This is a genomic window from Streptomyces sp. NPDC007095 (assembly GCF_040634475.1).
In the GTDB taxonomy this organism is placed as follows: Bacteria; Actinomycetota; Actinomycetes; order Streptomycetales; family Streptomycetaceae; genus Streptomyces.
Genome location: NZ_JBEYFS010000127.1, coordinates 15403 through 34278, shown reverse-complemented (window position 1 = coordinate 34278; position 18876 = coordinate 15403). Strand labels below are relative to the sequence as shown.

General features: G+C 69.5%; 16 protein-coding genes. 14 read left to right on the top strand and 2 right to left on the bottom strand.

Features of this window, described 5'->3' with window-relative positions; genetic code table 11:
* Window positions 1–305: 305 nt before the first annotated feature.
* Together ABZ656_RS34945 and ABZ656_RS34940 are read left to right on the top strand one after the other, a co-directional pair.
* On the top strand, window positions 306–1685 hold the full coding sequence (locus ABZ656_RS34945; RefSeq protein WP_101404891.1) for a nitrate/nitrite transporter: 1380 nt from the start codon (window positions 306–308) through the stop codon (window positions 1683–1685).
* Window positions 1686–1785: 100 nt separating this feature from the next.
* A complete protein-coding gene (locus ABZ656_RS34940) occupies window positions 1786–2946 on the top strand; it encodes a uroporphyrinogen-III synthase (protein ID WP_360273378.1) in 1161 nt (386 codons plus the stop codon).
* Here the strand turns inward: ABZ656_RS34940 and ABZ656_RS34935 are convergent.
* A complete protein-coding gene (locus tag ABZ656_RS34935; protein ID WP_360273375.1) occupies window positions 2895–3452 on the bottom strand; it encodes an anthrone oxygenase family protein in 558 nt (185 codons plus the stop codon). The two genes, ABZ656_RS34940 and ABZ656_RS34935, sit on opposite strands and share 52 nt — an antisense overlap.
* A 179-nt stretch (window positions 3453–3631) precedes the next feature.
* On the opposite strand from ABZ656_RS34935, the gene ABZ656_RS34930 reads away from it, so the two are divergent.
* The 6 genes from ABZ656_RS34930 to ABZ656_RS34905 all read left to right on the top strand — a co-directional run bounded on the left by ABZ656_RS34930 (window position 3632) and on the right by ABZ656_RS34905 (window position 11026).
* Window positions 3632–4219, top strand: a complete 588-nt coding sequence (locus ABZ656_RS34930; protein WP_101404894.1) for an ABATE domain-containing protein — start codon at window positions 3632–3634, stop codon at window positions 4217–4219.
* Between the two features lie 293 nt (window positions 4220–4512).
* The gene (locus ABZ656_RS34925; protein ID WP_054229655.1) at window positions 4513–5049 is read left to right on the top strand and encodes a sigma-70 family RNA polymerase sigma factor; all 537 of its coding nucleotides are present in this window, start codon (window positions 4513–4515) and stop codon (window positions 5047–5049) included.
* Between the two features lie 38 nt (window positions 5050–5087).
* Entirely contained in the window at window positions 5088–5879 is a 792-nt protein-coding gene (locus ABZ656_RS34920; protein ID WP_180362494.1) for a zf-HC2 domain-containing protein, read from the top strand.
* Window positions 5880–5962: 83 nt separating this feature from the next.
* Entirely contained in the window at window positions 5963–8389 is a 2427-nt protein-coding gene (locus ABZ656_RS34915) for a UvrD-helicase domain-containing protein (protein ID WP_101404896.1), read from the top strand.
* Between the two features lie 410 nt (window positions 8390–8799).
* A complete protein-coding gene (locus ABZ656_RS34910) occupies window positions 8800–10221 on the top strand; it encodes an NAD-dependent malic enzyme (RefSeq protein WP_101404897.1) in 1422 nt (473 codons plus the stop codon).
* Window positions 10222–10744: 523 nt separating this feature from the next.
* Window positions 10745–11026, top strand: a complete 282-nt coding sequence (locus ABZ656_RS34905) for an HU family DNA-binding protein (protein ID WP_007382399.1) — start codon at window positions 10745–10747, stop codon at window positions 11024–11026.
* Between the two features lie 158 nt (window positions 11027–11184).
* Here ABZ656_RS34905 and murA read toward each other — a convergent pair whose 3' ends face one another.
* Entirely contained in the window at window positions 11185–12531 is a 1347-nt protein-coding gene (murA, locus tag ABZ656_RS34900; protein WP_101404898.1) for a UDP-N-acetylglucosamine 1-carboxyvinyltransferase, read from the bottom strand.
* Between the two features lie 280 nt (window positions 12532–12811).
* On the opposite strand from murA, the gene ABZ656_RS34895 reads away from it, so the two are divergent.
* From ABZ656_RS34895 to ABZ656_RS34870, 6 genes are all read left to right on the top strand, one after another.
* Window positions 12812–13387 (top strand): YqgE/AlgH family protein, encoded by a 576-nt coding sequence (locus ABZ656_RS34895; protein ID WP_054229660.1) that lies wholly within the window; start codon window positions 12812–12814, stop codon window positions 13385–13387.
* Window positions 13388–13417: 30 nt separating this feature from the next.
* Window positions 13418–13714 (top strand): DUF3039 domain-containing protein, encoded by a 297-nt coding sequence (locus tag ABZ656_RS34890; RefSeq protein WP_075029065.1) that lies wholly within the window; start codon window positions 13418–13420, stop codon window positions 13712–13714.
* A 277-nt stretch (window positions 13715–13991) separates the two neighbouring features.
* Window positions 13992–15287, top strand: a complete 1296-nt coding sequence (locus ABZ656_RS34885; protein ID WP_360273381.1) for an extracellular solute-binding protein — start codon at window positions 13992–13994, stop codon at window positions 15285–15287.
* A gap of 4 nt (window positions 15288–15291) precedes the next feature.
* A complete protein-coding gene (locus ABZ656_RS34880) occupies window positions 15292–16236 on the top strand; it encodes a sugar ABC transporter permease (RefSeq protein WP_101404899.1) in 945 nt (314 codons plus the stop codon).
* A complete protein-coding gene (locus tag ABZ656_RS34875) occupies window positions 16233–17087 on the top strand; it encodes a carbohydrate ABC transporter permease (RefSeq protein WP_180362495.1) in 855 nt (284 codons plus the stop codon). Before ABZ656_RS34880 ends, ABZ656_RS34875 begins: the two co-directional genes overlap by 4 nt.
* A 1-nt stretch (window position 17088) precedes the next feature.
* A complete protein-coding gene (locus tag ABZ656_RS34870; RefSeq protein ID WP_360273364.1) occupies window positions 17089–18747 on the top strand; it encodes a beta-N-acetylhexosaminidase in 1659 nt (552 codons plus the stop codon).
* Window positions 18748–18876: the final 129 nt, after the last annotated feature.

The window sequence follows — 18876 nt, the reverse complement described above, 5'->3', positions numbered from 1 at the left end:
CCTCGTACTGGACGTACTTGGGCTTTCGGCCGGTGCGGCGAGAGTGCGTGCCGGGCGTCGCGACGGGGCGAACGTTGCCTGTTGCGGCACTAGACGCAGGCAGGGGGGGGCGACGGCACCCCGGACGTCCTCACCGGGACGTTCACATCCGGAAGTCCTCACCGTCGCCCCCTCCCCCTCGTGAGAGCAACGTTCCCTTCCGGTCACTCACAGCCACAGCCTCGAAACGCGTCCTCCCTACCTTCGGGACTCAGTCAGTCGTTGTACGACACCTGGGCACCGCACCGGAGAACCGTGGAGGCGTCATGACAGCCCCTAGTACAGCCCCCGCAGCGAGCAGGGGAGGCCGCTGGATCCAGGAGTGGGATCCGGAGAACGAGACCTTCTGGAAAGAGACGGGTGAGAAGGTCGCCCGGCGGAATCTGCTCTTCTCCGTGCTCTCCGAGCACATCGGCTTCTCGATCTGGACCATGTGGTCGGTGATGGTGCTCTTCATGGGCCCCGAGTACGGGCTCACCCCGGCCGACAAGTTCATGCTCACCTCGATGGTGACGCTGGTCGGAGCCGTGGTGCGGGTGCCGTACACCTTCGCGGTGGCGATCTTCGGCGGCCGGAACTGGACCATCGTCTCGGCGAGCCTGCTGCTCGTCCCGAGCGTCGCCGCGTTCGCGGTGATGAAGCCGGGCACCTCCTTCGACACCTTCCTGCTGGTCGGGCTGCTCGCCGGCATCGGCGGCGGCAACTTCGCCTCCAGCATGACCAACATCAACGCCTTCTTCCCGTTGAAGAAGAAGGGCTGGGCGCTCGGCCTCAACGCGGGCGGCGGAAACATCGGCGTGCCCGTCATCCAGCTCGTGGCGCTCGCGATCATCGGCGCGAGCGGCGGGCCGAGGGTCCTGCTGGGGATCTACATTCCGCTGATCGTCGTCGCCGCGGTGCTCGCCGCCGTCTACATGGACAACATCGCGTCCGTGAAGAACGACACCGGCGCCGCGAGGGACGCCGCGAAGGACGCCCACACCTGGATCATGTCCTTCCTCTACATCGGCACCTTCGGGTCGTTCATCGGCTACAGCTTCGCCTTCGGGCAGGTGCTCCAGAACCAGTTCGGCCGCACTCCGCTGCAGGCGGCCTACGTCACCTTCATCGGCCCGCTGCTCGGCTCGCTGATCCGGCCCGTGGGCGGCTGGCTCGCCGACCGCTACGGCGGCGCGCGCATCACGCTGTGGAACTTCGTCGCCATGGCCGGCGCGACCGGTGTCATCGTCGTCGCCTCCACCCAGAAGTCGCTTCCCCTGTTCACGATCGCGTTCATCGCGCTGTTCGTGCTCACCGGGCTCGGCAACGGCTCGACGTACAAGATGATCCCGGGCATCTTCCAGGCCAAGGCCGTCGCCAAGGGCCTTGAAGGGGAGGAGGCGGCCTCCTACGGGCGGCGGCTGTCCGGGGCCTCCATGGGCCTCATCGGCGCGGTGGGCGCGCTCGGCGGCGTCGGCATCAACCTCGCCTTCCGGCAGTCCTTCCTCTCCTACGGCTCCGGCACCGGCGCCTTCGTGGCCTTCCTCGCCTTCTACGCGGTGTGCTTCCTGGTGACCTGGGCCGTATACCTTCGCGGCCCCGCCACCCAGGCCCGTACGGCCACGGCCGCAGAGGCGAAGCCGCAGCTCAGCTACGTCGAGGTCTGACGTAACACGGGTGACATCAAGGGGTACCGAGCCTGTCACGGGGCGTTGACAGGCTCGGTCAGCCGTATCCGCACGAAGCCCCCAGCGCGAGACGAGAGCCATGGACGACGAACAGCAGCGACCGGTCCGGCAGGACTGCGGCCCCCTCGCGGGGTTCACCGTGGGCGTGACGGCCGCACGTCGGGCCGACGAACTCGGGGCTTTGCTCCAGCGACGCGGCGCCGCCGTCCAGCACGCGCCCGCCCTGCGCATCGTGCCGCTCGCCGACGACAGCGAACTCCTCGCCGCCACCAAGGAGCTGATCGACCAGGCGCCCGACATCGTGGTCGCCACCACCGCCATCGGCTTCCGCGGCTGGGTCGAGGCCGCCGACGGGTGGGGGCTCGGCGAGGCCCTGCTCGGTCGGCTGCGCGGGGTCGAACTGCTCGCGCGCGGCCCCAAGGTCAAGGGCGCCATACGGGCCCAGGGACTGACCGAGGAATGGTCGCCCTCCTCCGAGTCCATGGCAGAGGTGCTCGACCGGCTCCTGGAGGAGGGCGTCGAGGGCCGCCGTATCGCCGTACAGCTGCACGGCGAGCCGCTGCCCGGGTTCGTGGAGTCGCTGCGGGCCGCCGGAGCCGAGGTCGTGGGGGTCCCCGTCTACCGGTGGATGCCGCCGGAGGACATCGGTCCCGTCGACCGGCTCCTCGACGCCACCGTCACCCGGGGCCTGGACGCGCTCACCTTCACCAGCGCGCCCGCCGCCGCCTCCCTGCTGTCCAGGGCCGAGGACCGCGGCCTGCTGTCCGAACTCCTCGCCGCCCTCCACCACGACGTCCTGCCCGCCTGCGTCGGCCCCGTCACCGCGCTCCCTCTGCAGGCGCACGGCATCGACACCGTCCAGCCCGAGCGCTTCCGGCTCGGCCCCCTCGTACAGCTGCTCTGCCAGGAACTCCCCGGCCGGGCCCGTACGTTGCCCATCGCCGGCCACCGGGTCGAGATCCGCGGCCACGCCGTGATGGTCGACGGGGCGCTGCGGCCCGTACCGCCTGCCGGGATGTCGCTGCTGCGGGCCCTGTCCCGCCGCCCCGGCTGGGTGGTCGCCCGGGCCGAGCTGCTGCGGGCGCTGCCGGGTGCCGGACGGGACGAGCACGCCGTCGAGACGGCCATGGCCCGGCTGCGTACGGCACTCGGCGCGCCCAAGCTCATCCAGACCGTCGTCAAGCGCGGCTACCGACTCGCACTCGACCCGGCCGCCGACTCCAAGTACGCCGACGCGTAGGGCCGGTGGCGGTACAGGAGCAGGGCGCGGGCGAGGCAGGCCAGGGCGAGCGTCGACAGCAGGGCCCGTACGGCGTTCCAGGCGACCCAGGTGTCCTCGAACCTCTGGCGTACGGCGGCCGGATCGGCGATCGTCGCGGGGTTCCCGGCTTTTGCCAGACGGTTGTTGAGCGGGATGTTCACGGCGAGCGTGAACAGGAAGGCCAGCGCGTACGCGGCGAGGGCGGCGAACACCCACCACCGGTGGGGGGACTTCCGCGACTGCCAGGCGGAGACCGCCGTGAGGACCAGTGCGCCCATGAAGCTCAGGAAGAACACCGGGTTCTGGATCACCTCGTTGATGTTCTGCATGACCTCGATGAAGACGCGGTCGTCACTGCGGGCCAGTGACGGCATGACGTCGCAGGCGAAAATGTAGAAGACCCCGGCGATCAGGCCCATCGCGACCGTGGCCGCACCCAGGACACCTCCGGCGGTGATACGCCGCCCCGTGCTGTTCTCTGTCATGTCATCGAGTCAACCGGCGTGGTGCGGCTGCGGACATGGCCGAGGCACGCGGTCCCATAAGCGGGCGTCCACCCCCCTGACCGGCACAGGTCTTCCGGTCGCGGGTGCAGCCATGCACTGTAGGGGGTACGACCCCTACCGACCCCTCACGGCGGTAACCCCAAGGTGGTGACAGGCACATGGCATCGGGCATGGCCACGGCCTCGTACGAGCTGAGGTTCGACTCCGGGCGGATCTGCCTGGACCTCCTGGCGACCACCCATCCCGAGGAACGGCTCGACGCGGTGGACCGGCTGCGCGCCTGGATCACCCGCTCCGGACTGGTCCCCACGGGCACCCCGCTCGCGGCGGCCGACATCTCCTGGCTCGTGGGCTTTCACGAACTACGCGCTCATGTCGCCCAGTTGGTCCGCGGCGAGCTGGACGCGCGGCCCGCCGACACCGCGCTCGCCCGCGTCAACGCCGTCGCGCTCGCCGCCCCGCCCGCCCCCTGGGCCGTACGTGCGGACGACGGCTCGCTGCGGCGTCGGCTGCACACCCCGCCCGGCTGCCCCGGACTGCTCGCCGTCATCGCCCGCGACGCCCTCGAACTGCTCACCGACCCGGTGGCGCGCGCGAGCCTCAGACAGTGCGAGGGGGACAACTGCCCGATCGTCTACCTCGACACCTCCCGGGGGCGGCGCCGACGGTGGTGTTCCAGCGAGGTGTGCGGAAACCGGGAGCGGGTGGCCCGGCACCGGCGCAGGGCGGCCCTCGCCCGCGCGTGAACCGTGCGTGACGCGCGTGAACCGTGTATGAAACGCGTCACAGCGTCCCGGTCTCGGCGACGCGATCCGGAGCCTTCGCTTCACCCCTATGTGATGTGTCGATCGCTTGAAGTGATCAACAAACTTCCTTCACAACTATTCCAAGAAATATGTCCCACCTCTTTGAACATGCGCACGCCCAGACACGTACTCCGGGACGAGCGACCGACTGGGGGATCCCCCGGACACCGGAGGTAGGCGTGCGCAAGGATTCCGCCGTGGCTGATGAACGAAGGTCAAGGGCCCGACATCGCATGAATCCGTCTGCGTCGGCTTCGTCGAACGAACCCGACGAGGAGCTGATGCGTGCGCTGTACCGGGAACACGCGGGTCCGTTGCTCGCGTATGTACTGCGGCTGGTCGCGGGGGATCGGCAGCGTGCCGAGGACGTTGTGCAGGAAACACTCATCCGTGCCTGGAAGAACGCCGGTCAGCTCAATCGGGCGACCGGTTCGGTACGACCCTGGCTGGTGACGGTCGCCCGGCGCATCGTCATCGACGGCCACCGCAGCCGGCAGGCCCGGCCGCAGGAGGTGGACCCGTCACCGCTGGAGGTCATCCCCGCGGAGGACGAGATCGACAAGGCGTTGTGGCTGATGACACTGTCGGACGCGCTGGACGACCTGACCCCTGCTCACAGGGAAGTTCTGGTCGAAACGTACTTCAAAGGGCGTACGGTCAATGAGGCGGCCGAGACGCTCGGCATACCCAGCGGCACCGTGCGCTCCCGGGTGTTCTACGCCCTGCGGTCGATGAAGCTGGCGCTGGAGGAGCGGGGGGTGACGGCATGAACACATACGGGGGTTACGGAACGGGTGGTCCAGGAGCCATGCAGGGACCACGGGGACAACAGAACCCCGGTGACAACATCCACGAAACCGTCGGCGCCTACGCCCTCGGTATCCTCGACGACGCCGAAGCGACAGCCTTCGAGGCCCACCTCGCCACCTGCGAATGGTGCGGCCAGCAGCTCGACGAGCTCGCCGGGATGGAACCGATGCTCGCCGCGCTCGCGGATCTGCCCGCCTCGCAGGGCACCCCTGCCATCGGCGAGTCGCTGGCCGCACGCCCGAGCCCACGGCTCGCGGAACGGCTGGTCGACGAGGTGTCGGAGCGACGCGCGGTCAAGCGCAGGCGTGGCTTCTACCTGGTGGCGGCCGCGGCCGCACTGATCATCGGCGGCCCGCTGACGGTGATGGCCGTCAACGGCGGCGGCACGACCACCACCACCGCGTCGCCCGACACGGCGATGGCCACCAGCCCGGCCAAGGCCGCCTTCGACGTCATGACGGACAAGAAGTCGGCCACGGACCCGAGCACCAAGGTCAACGCGGTCGTCGCGATCGAGAAGAAGGACTGGGGCACCCACGCCGTCCTCCAGCTCAAGAACGTCAAGGGCCCGCTGAAGTGCTCCCTGATCGCCGTCGGCAAGAACGGCGAGCGTGAGACGGTGACCTCCTGGGCCGTTCCGAACTGGGGCTACGGCATCACGAACGCCAAGACGGAAGAGGCGAAGAAGCCCCTCTACGTCCACGGCGGCGCGGCCTTCAGCCCGAACGAGATCGACCACTTCGAGGTCATGACCTTCGACGGGAAGCGGCTCGTCGAGGTGAACGTGTGAGCGATCTCAGGGCGCGCACGTAGCCTCATGGGGTCCCCTTCGCGTACGGTTGACGGCTGCCCAGCACGTCAGAAGGGGGCCCGGTGGCCGCTCAGGCTCAGCAGGAAACCGCGCTCGACCAGATCCACGATTCCGCACAGGACGATTCCGTACGGGATCGTGAGATCAGCGTCGAGCAGCAACATCTGGACCGGGTGTACCGGCGCCTCGAGGAGAAGATCCACGAGGCGGAGTTCCTGATGAACGACGCCGCCCAGCGCGGCCAGGTCGGTACACCGGGGGCGCTCGCGGAGCGCGACGCCCAGGTGTTCCGCGCGGGGATTCATCTGAATCGCCTGAACAACGAGTTCGAGGACTTCCTCTTCGGCCGGATCGACCTGCTGCTCGGGAAGGACGGCCAGAAGGGTCCGGACGGCGCCTACACGGCCGTCGAACCGGCCGAGGGCGTCGTACAGGTGGACGAGACCGGTCAGTACGCCTCCATCGCCGAGACGCTCCACATCGGCCGCATCGGGGTGCTGGACGCGGACTACGCGCCGCTGGTCATCGACTGGCGGGCGCCCGCCGCGGCCCCCTTCTACCGCTCGACACCGGTCGACCCGGGCCGCGTCGTACGCCGCCGGGTCATCCGCTCCAAGGGCCGCAAGGTCCTCGGCGTCGAGGACGACCTGATGCGCCCCGAGCTCAAGGCCACCCTCGACGGCCGGGAGCTCCCGGTGATCGGCGACGGCGCCCTGATGGCCGCGCTCGGCCAGGCGCGCAGCCACACCATGCGCGACATCGTGGCGTCCATCCAGGCCGAACAGGACCTGGTGATCCGTGCCCCCGCCGCGTCGGTGACCTACGTGGAGGGCGGCCCCGGCACCGGCAAGACGGCCGTGGCCCTGCACCGGGCGGCCTACCTCCTCTACCAGGACCGCCGCCGGTACGCGGGCGGCATCCTGATCGTCTCCCCGACCCCGCTCCTGGTCGCCTACACCGAGGGCGTGCTGCCCTCCCTCGGCGAGGAGGGCCAGGTCGCCATCCGCGCCATCGGCTCCCTCGTCGACGGCGCGGAGGCCACCCTGTACGACTCCCCGGCCGTCGCCCGCGCCAAGGGCTCGTACAGGATGCTCAAGGTGCTGCGGAAGGCCGCCCGGGGCGCGCTGGAGACACCCGGCACCGGCCCGGGCCGGTCCACCGCCGACCGGGACCGGTCGGAGCAGCTCGCCTTCGGCGAGGAGGCCGCCCCGGCCTCCGCGGGCACCCCCACCCGCCTGCGGGTCGTCGCCTTCGGGCGGCGCCTGGAGCTGGAGGCCGCCGAGCTCGACCGCATCAAGCACAACGCGCTGAGCGGGACCGCGCCGGTGAACCTGCTGCGCCCGCGCGCCCGCAAACTGCTGCTGGACGCGCTGTGGGCGAAGTCGGGGGCCGGTACGCGGCACACGGACCCGGAGCTGGCCGCCGAGCTGCGGTCGTCCTTCGACGAGGACGTCGCCTCCGAGGACAGCTTCATCGACTTCGTGAACGCGTGGTGGCCGGAACTGACCCCGCGGGGCGTCCTCGCCGCCATGGCCGACGAGCGGCGCCTCGGCCGCTGGGCGCGGCGGATCCTCAATCCCGGCGAGGTGCGCCGGGTCGCGCGCTCGCTCAAGCGGGACGGGCTGTCCGTCCACGACGTGGCGATGCTGGACGAGCTCCAGGCGATCCTGGGGATGCCCGTCCGGCCCCGCAGGCGCCGCGAGCTGGACCCGCTGGACCAGCTCACCGGTCTCGAGGAGCTCATGCCCGAACGCGAGGAGTCGCAGCGCGAGCGGGCCGAGCGGCTGGCGCAGGAGCGCGTCGAGTACGCGCACGTCATCGTCGACGAGGCGCAGGACCTCACGCCCATGCAGTGGCGGATGGTGGGCAGACGCGGCCGGCAGGCCACCTGGACCGTCGTGGGCGACCCGGCGCAGTCCTCGTGGTCGGACCCGGACGAGGCCGCGGAGGCCCGTGACGAGGCCCTGGGAAGCCGTCCCCGGCGCCGCTTCACCCTCACCGTCAACTACCGCAACCCCGCCGAGATCGCCGAGCTGGCCGCCAAGGTCCTCGCCCTCGCCATGCCCGGCTCCGAGTCCCCCTCGGCCGTACGGTCCACCGGGGTCGAGCCGCGTTTCGTGGCGACGAACAACGCGGGCGCCGTCGTACGGGACTCGCTCGCGGGGACCGTGCGCGCCGAGGCCGCGCGCCTGCTGGACCGTGTGGACGGCACGGTGGGCGTCGTGGTGGCCATGAACCGGCGCGAGGAGGCCGCCCGCTGGCTGGCCGGGCTCGGCGAACGGGTGGTGGCACTCGGGAGCCTGGAGGCGAAGGGACTGGAGTACGACGCGACGGTGGTCGTCTCGCCGGCGGAGATCGCCGACGAGTCGCCCGCGGGCCTGCGGGTGCTGTACGTCGCCCTCACCCGGGCCACGCAGCAGCTGACGATCGTCTCCGGCGACCGCGACGAACCCGACGCGAACGGGGTGCCGGATCTGCTCCGGGACTGACGCCCCCGGGGCCGACGCCTCAAATGAACTCTCGGGGTGGGAATTGCCTTACGGGGATCGTTTGTTACCTTGGATGTGACACCGGCCCGATCCAAGCCCCCGGGCCCAACCTTCGTCGCTACGAGCGACCACTTGCCGCGAGGCGAGCATGGCGGGTCGGTGTCACTGAACGAGGAGAGGCTCACGTCACCTGACGTGAGCCTCTTTCGTTGTCCGGCTTTCGTCGGCCGACCGTTTCCTGGGGTCACGTATTCTCGTATGGTGGAAGTCGTCTTCTGAAATCGCATGCCCTGCCCGCGAACAAAACGTTCGCAATCCGGGGCGGCTACCACGTACTGAGGGGTAGGTGCGACGATCGGACGGCGTACCCGCGACACAGCAGTACACGGTGAAAGCAGAGGAAGTCGGCCATGGCAACGGCGCCCAGCGTCTCCTACTCGATTACGGTCCGACTGGAGGTGCCCGCGAGCGGAACCGCGGTCTCCCAGATCACCACGGCCGTAGAGTCCCACGGAGGCTCGGTGACCGGCCTCGACGTGACCGCCTCAGGCCACGAGAAGCTCCGGATCGACGTCACCATCGCGGCGAGCTCCACGGCCCACGCCGACGAGATCGTCCAGCAGCTGCGCGGCATCGAGGGCGTCACGCTCGGCAAGGTCTCCGACCGTACGTTCCTCATGCACCTCGGCGGCAAGATCGAGATGCAGTCCAAGCACCCGATCCGCAACCGTGACGACCTCTCCATGATCTACACCCCGGGCGTGGCCCGCGTGTGCATGGCGATCGCCGAGAACCCCGAGGACGCCCGCCGCCTCACCATCAAGCGCAACTCCGTTGCGGTCGTGACGGACGGCTCCGCCGTGCTCGGGCTCGGCAACATCGGCCCGATGGCCGCCCTCCCGGTCATGGAGGGCAAGGCGGCCCTCTTCAAGCGCTTCGCCGGCATCGACGCCTGGCCGCTGTGCCTGGACACCCAGGACACCGACGCGATCGTCGAGATCGTCAAGGCCATCGCCCCCGGCTTCGCGGGCATCAACCTGGAGGACATCTCCGCGCCGCGCTGCTTCGAGATCGAGGCCCGGCTGCGCGAGGCCCTCGACATCCCCGTCTTCCACGACGACCAGCACGGCACCGCGATCGTCGTCCTCGCCGCCCTCACCAACGCCCTGCGCGTGGCGGGCAAGGCCATCGGTGACATCCAGGTCGTCATGTCCGGCGCGGGCGCGGCCGGTACGGCCATCCTGAAGCTGCTCATCGCCGCGGGCGTCAAGAACGCCGTCGTCGCCGACATCCACGGTGTCGTGCACGCGGACCGCGCGGACCTCGTCGACGCGGCCTCCGATTCGCCACTGCGCTGGATCGCCGACAACACCAACCCCGAGGGCCTCACGGGCACGTTGAAGGAGGCCGTGCGCGGCGCCGACGTGTTCATCGGCGTCTCCGCCCCGAACGTGCTCGACGGCGACGACGTGGCCGCCATGGCCGAGGGTGCCATCGTGTTCGCGCTCGCGAACCCCGACCCCGAGGTCGACCCGGCAATCGCCCGTCAGACCGCGGCAGTTGTCGCCACCGGCCGCTCCGACTTCCCCAACCAGATCAACAACGTGCTGGTCTTCCCGGGCGTCTTCCGCGGCCTCCTGGACGCCCAGTCCCGCACCGTCAACACCGAGATGATGCTGGCCGCCGCGGCCGCGCTCGCGGACGTGGTGACCGAGGACGAGCTGAACCCGAACTACATCATCCCCAGCGTCTTCAACGACAAGGTCGCGGGCGCGGTCGCCGGAGCGGTGCGCTCCGCGGCGAAGGCGGCGGGTGTGACCGCGGCGGAGTAGGGCACTCGGCGCTGGTGCGGGCGTCGCCGGGGGCTGCCGCCCCGGACCCCCGCACCGGCCCGGACGGCCTCGTCCTCGAACGCCGGACGGGCCGGGCGGCCCCCGCCGGATGATCGCGGCCGGTGGTGGTTCAAGCGGTGTGACTTGCTGTGACGATCGCCACGACCGCGGCGCGTCGGCGCGTCGCGGGATGCGGGGTCCCCGGCCGCCCTCTAGGGTGGCGGCCAGGCTCAGGCCTCCCAGGCCCTGCGGTCCGCTGCCGGGAGCGGACGGAGCGTCACCACACTGAGGCAGTGGCGCTTTTCGTGTGACTCCCAAGGGTGTTCGTGTGACTCCCAGGGGTGCCGGATTGGCTTTCCCGCCGCAGGTGGGGGCAGGATGCGTCTTCGGGCGCGAGGGTCTGGCTACGGACCCGGGTCCGGGGACCGACCGAGGGCCCTGGCAGCATCGGCTTCGCCGCATCCAACATGCGGCTCCGCCGCGTGGCACGCCTCAACGGCAAGAAGAACACGGGAGTAACAACATGAACCGCAGTGAGCTGGTGGCCGCGCTGGCCGACCGCGCCGAGGTGACCCGCAAGGACGCCGACGCCGTTCTGGCCGCGTTCGCCGAGACCGTCGGCGAGATCGTCGCCAAGGGCGACGAGAAGGTCACCATCCCCGGCTTCCTGACCTTCGAGCGCACCCACCGTGCCGCTCGCACCGCGCGCAACCCGCAGACCGGCGACCCGATCCAGATCCCGGCCGGCTACAGCGTGAAGGTCTCCGCGGGCAGCAAGCTCAAGGAAGCGGCCAAGGGCAAGTAAGCCGCGTCCGTGTGCCACGGGACGGCGCACGAACCGCAGTAACGCCAATGGGGCGGCCCCCTTGACCGGGGGGCCGCCCCATCGTCGTACGTACGCCTGGAGCCGTCGCCCGCGCGACAGCGTGGCTGTCCGGACGACAGACAGCCGAGCTGTCCGAGCTATCCGAGCGCCTTGCCCGGCAGTTCCACCTTCGCGCCCAGCTCCACGAGCTTCTCCATGAAGTTCTCGTAGCCGCGGTTGATCAGGTCGATGCCGTGGACGCGGGAGGTGCCCTGGGCCGCGAGCGCGGCGATCAGGTACGAGAAGCCGCCGCGGAGGTCGGGGATGACCAGGTCGGCGCCCTGGAGCTTGGTCGGGCCCGAAACGACGGCCGAGTGCAGGAAGTTGCGCTGGCCGAACCGGCAGACGGAGCCGCCGAGGCACTCGCGGTAGAGCTGGATGTGCGCGCCCATCTGGTTCAGCGCGGAGGTGAAGCCGAGGCGGGACTCGTACACCGTCTCGTGGATGATCGACAGCCCCGTGGCCTGCGTCAGGGCGACCACCAGCGGCTGCTGCCAGTCGGTCTGGAAACCGGGGTGGACGTCCGTCTCCAGGGCGATGGACTTGAGCTGCGAGCCCGGGTGCCAGAAGCGGATGCCCTCGTCGTCGATCTCGAACGCGCCGCCCACCTTGCGGTAGGTGTTCAGGAACGTCATCATCGAGCGCTGCTGGGCGCCGCGGACGTAGATGTTGCCCTCGGTCGCCAGCGCCGCGGAAGCCCAGGAGGCGGCCTCCAGGCGGTCCGGGAGGGCCGCGTGGGTGTAGCCGCCGAGCGAGTCCACACCGGTGATGCGGATCGTCCGGTCGGTGTCCATGGCGATGATCGCGCCCATCTTCTGCAGTACGCAGATGAGGTCCTCGATCTCGGGCTCCACGGCCGCGTTGGACAGCTCGGTGACGCCCTCCGCGAGCACCGCCGTCAGCAGCACCTGCTCGGTCGCGCCGACGGACGGGTACGGCAGCTGGATCTTCGTGCCGCGCAGCCGCTGCGGGGCTTCCAGGTACTGGCCGTCCTCCCGCTTCTCGATCTTCGCGCCGAACTGCCGCAGCACCTCGAAGTGGAAGTCGATCGGCCGGCCGCCGATGTCACAGCCGCCGAGACCCGGGATGAACGCGTGCCCCAGACGGTGCAGCAGCGGGCCGCAGAAGAGGATCGGGATGCGCGACGAGCCCGCGTGGGCATCGATGTCGGCGACGTTCGCGCTTTCCACGTGCGACGGGTCGAGGATCAGCTCGCCCGGCTCCTCACCCGGACGGACCGTCACGCCGTGCAGCTGCAGCAGCCCGCGCACGACGCGCACGTCGCGAATGTCGGGGACATTGCGCAGTCGGCTCGGAGCGCTGCCCAGCAGGGCGGCGACCATGGCCTTCGGTACGAGGTTCTTCGCACCGCGGACACGGATCTCGCCCTCGAGCGGGGTTCCGCCGTGGACAAGCAGTACATCGTCAGAGCCGTTGACGGTCATGTATCTCGCGTTCCGATGAGTTGGGCAGGAGTATGCGTCGGCAGGCCGGTTGGGCGGGAGCCGAAGAGCAAGGGTAATCGCCGCCCACCCCCCTTAAGTAAGCCCAAAGACCGCCCAGCAAGGTCATAGCTTTGCCACAACACGAACCGTTTTGAATCGGGCACACGGGGTCACCGGTGACCGTGTGCGCGGGGGGCGCTCCTCTGCGCCCTGAGCTGCATTCACTCGGGTACGGGTATTGGGTCCCCCTACGCGGGGAAGATGCGGGATCATGTCTGGCATGACCGAGGTGTCCTCGCTCACAGGGCGGCTGCTCGTGGCCACGCCCGCCCTGGCGGACCCGAACTTCGACCGCGCGGTGGTGCTGCTCCTCGACCACGACGAGGAGGGCTCGCTCGGTGTCGTCCTCAACCGGCCGACTCCGGTGGATGTCAGCGACATCCTGGAGGCCTGGGCCGACCTGGCCGGGGAGCCCGGCGTCGTCTTCCAGGGCGGCCCGGTGTCGCTGGACTCGGCGCTGGGCGTCGCGGTGATCCCGGGCGGCGTCGCCTCCGGGGAGCGCGCGCCACTCGGCTGGCGGCGGGTGCACGGCGCGATCGGCCTCGTCGACCTGGAGGCCCCACCGGAACTCCTCGCCTCGGCCCTCGGCTCCCTGAGAATCTTCGCCGGATACGCGGGCTGGGGCCCTGGTCAACTGGAGGACGAACTGACCGAGGGCGCCTGGTACGTGGTGGAATCCGAACCGGGAGACGTCTCCTCCCCGTCCCCGGAACGCCTCTGGCGCGAGGTCCTGCGCCGCCAGCGCAACGAACTCGCGATGGTGGCGACGTATCCGGACGACCCTTCACTCAACTGATGTCCGTGACCTTCAGTACCCTTGGCGTTTATGAGCACTCTTGAGCCTGAGACCCAGCCCCAGCGAGGCACTGGGACGGGAACCCTCGTAGAGCCGACGCCGCAGGTGTCGCACGGCGACGGGGACCACGAGCGCTTCGCCCACTATGTCCAGAAGGACAAGATCATGGCGAGCGCCCTCGACGGCACGCCCGTCGTGGCCCTCTGCGGCAAGGTGTGGGTCCCGGGCCGCGACCCGAAGAAGTACCCCGTGTGTCCCATGTGCAAGGAGATCTACGAGTCCATGGGCGCCGGCGGCGACAAGGGCAAGGGCGGCCAGGACAAGTAACGGGCCCCGCCGAGGACCGGCGGCCCGACGATCACGAGGCCCTCGGGGCGCGTTCCGGCGCGCCCCGAGGGCCTTTGCGTCGTGTGCGCCGGCGGTCTTCGCGCCGGGTGCCGTTGCACATGGTGCGCCCCGTGGTCACAGAGTGGTTGAGACCTCTTGTGGACATGTTCATGTAGTCCATAGCCTCCGGTGTGTTGTGCAGAGCGAAACCGCCATTGCGTATGTTGCAACGCTCCCCATCGGAGGATGCTCGATGAAGCTCTCTGCGAAGCTGCCCGTGAAGCTCCCCGCCCGAACGGCCGTCGCCCTCGCCGCCCTTGTCGTCGCCACCGCCTGCGCCCCCCAGACCTCCGACAACTCCTCCTCCGGAAAGGACGAGAAGACCGGCACACTGCGGGTCTGGCTCTTCCAGGAGGTCAACAACGGGCCGAAGGAGAAGGTCGTCGACGCGGCCGTCAGCACCTTCAAGAAGGCCCACAAGGACACCAAGGTCACCATCGAGTACATCCCCGTGGAGACCCGCGCCCAGCGCATGAAGGCCGCCTTCAACGACCCGAAGAGCGCCCCCGACGTCATCGAGTACGGCAACACGGACACCGCCGGATACGTCAAGGACGGCGGACTCGCCGACGTCACCGAGGAGTTCACCGACTGGAGCGAGGCCAAGGACACCGACCCGACCGCCAAGCAGTCCGTGACGGTGGACGGGAAGATCTACGGCGCCCCGTTCTTCGTCGGCGTCCGCGCCCTTTACTACCGCACCGACATCCTCAAGGACCTCGGCCTCGAAGCCCCGAAGACGCAGGCCGAGTTGGTCTCCACCGCCAAGAAGATCCGCGCGGCCGAGCCCGGCCTGTACGGACTCGTGGTCGGCGGCGCGTACACGTACGGCGCGATGCCCTTCATCTGGTCCCAGGGCGGCGAGATCGCCCAGGGCAAGGGCGGCTCCTACGCCGCGACCATCGACAGCGCGGCGGCCCGGAAGGGCATCAAGGCCTACACCTCTCTGTTCGGCTCCGACAACTGTCCCGCCGCCAAGTGCGCGGGCATGACCGGCAACGACACCGTCACCGCGTTCTCCTCCGGCAAGGCGGGCATGGCCATCGGCGGCGACTTCAGCCACGCCGCGATCGAGGCCGGGAAGATCAAGGGCAAGTACGCGGTCGTGCCGCTGCCCGGTGTGAAGGCGGGCTCGGTGGCGCCGGCGTTCGCGGGCGGCAACAACATCGGCGTCCTGAAGAGCACCTCGCACCGCACCCTCGCCGTCGACCTGATGGAGCGACTGGCGAGCAAGAAGACCCAGAGCGAGCTCTTCGACGCCATGGGGTTCCTGCCGACGTACACCGACGTGCGGGACGAGGTCGCGAAGAAGCAGCCGTTCGTCGCGCCCTTCGTGAAGACCCTCGCCTCGGGCGCCAAGTTCGTGCCCGCCTCGGCCGCCTGGTCCCAGATCGACGCCTCGCTCGTCCTTCCGACGATGTTCCAGGAGGTCATCAGCGGCAAGAAGGACGTGGCGGCGGCCTCGAAGGACGCGGCGAAGAAGATGAACGACGCGTTCAGCTCCGTGGGGTGAGCGGATGACCACGCAAGAGGCCGTCGCCGAACCTGTCACGGTCCCGAAGGCCGTGGCCGGCGTCCCCGGCCGCCGGCGCGCCCGCTGGACCCCCTGGCTCTACCTCGCCCCCGCCCTCGTCGTCCTCGGCGCCCTGCTCGTCTACCCCATCTACCAGCTCGGCCTGATCTCGCTCCTGAAGTACACCCAGGCACAGGTCAGCGGCGGTGAACCGACCGCCTTCGAAGGATTCGGCAACTACGCCACCCTCTTCGCCGACGACCAGTTCTGGCAGGTACTGATCGCCACGCTGGTGTTCGCGGCGGCGTGCGTGCTCTCCACCCTGGCCGTCGGCTGCGCCCTCGCCGTGCTCCTCACCCGCGTACGGGCCCTGCCGAGGCTCGCGCTGATGCTGGCCGCGCTCGGCGCCTGGGCGACCCCGGCGGTCACCGGGTCCACGGTCTGGCTGTTCCTGTTCGACCCCGACTTCGGGCCCGTCAACCGGGTCCTCGGAATCGGCGACCACTCCTGGACGTACGGGCGCTACAGCGCCTTCGCTCTCGTCCTGCTCGAAGTGGTCTGGTGCTCCTTCCCGTTCGTGATGGTGACGGTCTACGCGGGGATCCGCGCCGTACCGTCCGAGGTGCTGGAGGCGGCCGCCCTGGACGGCGCCTCGCAGTGGCGGATCTGGCGCTCGGTGCTCGCACCGCTGCTCCGCCCGATCCTGGTGGTCGTCACCATCCAGTCGGTCATCTGGGACTTCAAGGTCTTCACGCAGATCTACGTGATGACGAACGGCGGCGGCATCGCCGGCCAGAACCTCGTGCTGAACGTGTACGCCTACCAGAAGGCCTTCGCCTCCTCGCAGTACGGCCTCGGCTCGGCGATCGGTGTGGTCATGCTGGTGATCCTGCTGGCGGTCACGCTGGTGTACCTGCGGCTGCTGCACAGGCAGGGGGAGGAACTGTGAGCCTGATACCCGGCTTCGTACGGCGCCCCCGGCGCCCCTGGCGGCTCGCCGCCGAGGCGTCCGCGCTGCTGATCGCGGTGGTCGTCGCCTTCCCCCTCTACTGGATGGTGCTCGGCGCCTTCAAACCTGCCGGGGAGATCGAGTCCACCGAGCCCCGGCCGTGGACACTTTCGCCCTCCCTGGATTCGTTCCGGCGCGTCTTCGGGCAGCAGGAATTCGGCCGCTACTTCGTCAACAGCCTTGTGGTGGCGGGGTCCGTGGTCGTCATCTCGGCGCTGATCGCGTTTCTCGCGGCGACAGCGGTCACCCGATTCCGCTTCCGTTTCCGGACCACCCTGTTGATCATGTTCCTGGTCGCGCAGATGGTGCCCGTCGAGGCGCTGACGATCCCCCTCTTCTTCCTGATGCGGGACTTCGGCCGGCTGAACACGCTGGGCTCGCTGATCCTGCCGCACATCGCCTTCTCACTGCCGTTCGCGATCTGGATGCTGAGGGGTTTTGTGAAGGCGGTTCCCGAGGCGCTGGAGGAGGCCGCGTACATCGACGGGGCGAGCCGTACGCGATTCCTCTGGCAGATCCTTTTCCCGCTCGTCTTCCCGGGGCTGGTGGCCACGAGCGTCTTTTCCTTCATCTCGGCCTGGAACGACTTCCTGTTCGCCAAGTCCTTCATCATCAGCGACACCTCGCAGTCCACCTTGCCGATGGCCCTCCTCGTCTTCTACAAGCCCGACGAGCCGGACTGGGGCGGCGTGATGGCGGCGTCCACGGTGATGACGATTCCGGTGCTCATCTTCTTCGTACTCGTACAGCGACGCCTGGTCTCAGGCCTCGGCGGAGCGGTAAAGGACTGACGTGAACGATGTGATTCCGGCGCCCCGCGCCGTCGAGGGCCCCATGCGCTGCGGGGGCGAACTGGACGCGCAGACCACCCTGTGGGCCGCGCCCGGCACGGACGCCACGGAGCGCTGGCTGCGCGCCACGCTCGGCGCGGCGCTCGGCCTGCCGCTGCCACCAGGGCCGCAGGACGCCCGCAACGCCCTGCGGCTGCTCCTCGACGACACCCTGGAACCGGAGGCGTACAAACTCAGCGTCGTCGTCAACCGGGGCATCGAGATCCGGGGCGGCAGCGCGGCCGGGGTGTTCTGGGGCGCGCAGACGCTGCGTCAACTCCTCGGCCCCGATGCCTTCCGCCGTGCCCCCGTCCGGCCGGGGAGGACCTACGGGATCGCGCACCAGATCATCGAGGACGCCCCCCGATTCCCGTGGCGCGGTCTCATGCTCGATGTCTCCCGGCACTTCATGCCCAAGGACGGCGTCCTGCGTCACCTCGACCTCATGGCCGCCCACAAACTCAACGTCTTCCACTTCCACCTCACCGACGACCAAGGCTGGCGTGTCCAGATCAAGCGGTACCCGAAGCTGACGGAGGTCGGATCCTGGCGGGCGCGCACGAAATTCGGCCATCGTGCCTCGCCCCTGTGGGAGGAGAAGCCGCACGGGGGCTTCTACACGCAGGACGACATCCGCGAGATCGTCGCGTACGCGGCCGAGCGGCATATCAGTGTCGTCCCCGAGATAGACATCCCGGGACACTCGCAGGCCGCCATCGCCGCGTATCCGGAACTGGGCAACACCGACGTCATCGACACGACCTCCCTGACCGTCTGGGACACCTGGGGCATCTCCAAAAACGTACTCGCCCCCACTGACAACACCCTGCGCTTCTACGAGGGGGTGTTCGAGGAACTCCTGGAGCTCTTCCCGGCGGACGCCGGCCCGTTCACACCGTTCTCGGGGTTCTCGGGGTTTGTGCACATAGGCGGCGACGAGTGCGCCAAGGACCAGTGGAAGCAGTCGCCGACCGCCCAGGCGCGCATCAGGGAACTGGGGCTCGCGGACGAGGACGAGTTGCAGTCCTGGTTCGTCCGGCACTTCGACAAATGGCTCTCCGCGCGCGGGCGTCGGCTGATCGGCTGGGACGAGATCCTGGAGGGCGGGCTCGCGGCCGGGGCCGCGGTGTCCTCGTGGCGCGGCTACCAGGGCGGCATCACGGCCGCCCGCGCCGGTCACGACGTGGTCATGTGCCCCGAGCAGCAGGTGTACTTGGACCACCGTCAGGCCGCGGGCCCGGACGAGCCGGTGCCGATCGGATATGTCCGCACCCTGGAGGACGTCTACCGCTTCGAACCCGTTCCGCCCGAGCTCACCGAGACGGAGGCACGGCATGTGCTGGGCACTCAGGCGAACGTCTGGACCGAGGTGATGGAGGACCCCGCGCGCGTGGACTACCAGACCTTTCCCCGGCTCGCGGCCTTCGCCGAGGTCGCCTGGAGCGCCCTGCCCGCCCCCGCCGAGCGGGACTTCGCCGACTTCGAACGGCGGATGGCCGCCCACTACGGGCGGCTTGACGCCCTGGGAGTGGCCTATCGCCCGCCCACGGGCCCCCTTCCGTGGCAGCGGCGCCCGGGTGTGCTCGGACGTCCGATCGAGGGGGCGCCCCCAAACGTGTGAGGTGACTCCCGACCGGCGTGTCCCGGCCCGCTCGCACCGACACAGTGGCCCCACAAGGCAAAAGGCACCCAAGGGCCACCGAAGAGTGGCAATCCGTACCGACCGGCGATGCCGTAGGAAAACGGACCA

What these genes read in the sequence shown, in the direction of transcription:
- ABZ656_RS34945 (WP_101404891.1), top strand. Translation starts at nt 306, where the DNA reads ATGACAGCCCCTAGTACAGCCCCCGCAGCGAGCAGGGGAGGCCGCTGG.
- ABZ656_RS34940 (WP_360273378.1), top strand. Translation starts at nt 1,786, where the DNA reads ATGGACGACGAACAGCAGCGACCGGTCCGGCAGGACTGCGGCCCCCTC.
- ABZ656_RS34935 (WP_360273375.1), bottom strand. Translation starts at nt 3,452, where the DNA reads ATGACAGAGAACAGCACGGGGCGGCGTATCACCGCCGGAGGTGTCCTG.
- ABZ656_RS34930 (WP_101404894.1), top strand. Translation starts at nt 3,632, where the DNA reads ATGGCATCGGGCATGGCCACGGCCTCGTACGAGCTGAGGTTCGACTCC.
- ABZ656_RS34925 (WP_054229655.1), top strand. Translation starts at nt 4,513, where the DNA reads ATGAATCCGTCTGCGTCGGCTTCGTCGAACGAACCCGACGAGGAGCTG.
- ABZ656_RS34920 (WP_180362494.1), top strand. Translation starts at nt 5,088, where the DNA reads ATGCAGGGACCACGGGGACAACAGAACCCCGGTGACAACATCCACGAA.
- ABZ656_RS34910 (WP_101404897.1), top strand. Translation starts at nt 8,800, where the DNA reads ATGGCAACGGCGCCCAGCGTCTCCTACTCGATTACGGTCCGACTGGAG.
- ABZ656_RS34905 (WP_007382399.1), top strand. Translation starts at nt 10,745, where the DNA reads ATGAACCGCAGTGAGCTGGTGGCCGCGCTGGCCGACCGCGCCGAGGTG.
- murA (WP_101404898.1), bottom strand. Translation starts at nt 12,531, where the DNA reads ATGACCGTCAACGGCTCTGACGATGTACTGCTTGTCCACGGCGGAACC.
- ABZ656_RS34895 (WP_054229660.1), top strand. Translation starts at nt 12,812, where the DNA reads ATGACCGAGGTGTCCTCGCTCACAGGGCGGCTGCTCGTGGCCACGCCC.
- ABZ656_RS34890 (WP_075029065.1), top strand. Translation starts at nt 13,418, where the DNA reads ATGAGCACTCTTGAGCCTGAGACCCAGCCCCAGCGAGGCACTGGGACG.
- ABZ656_RS34880 (WP_101404899.1), top strand. Translation starts at nt 15,292, where the DNA reads ATGACCACGCAAGAGGCCGTCGCCGAACCTGTCACGGTCCCGAAGGCC.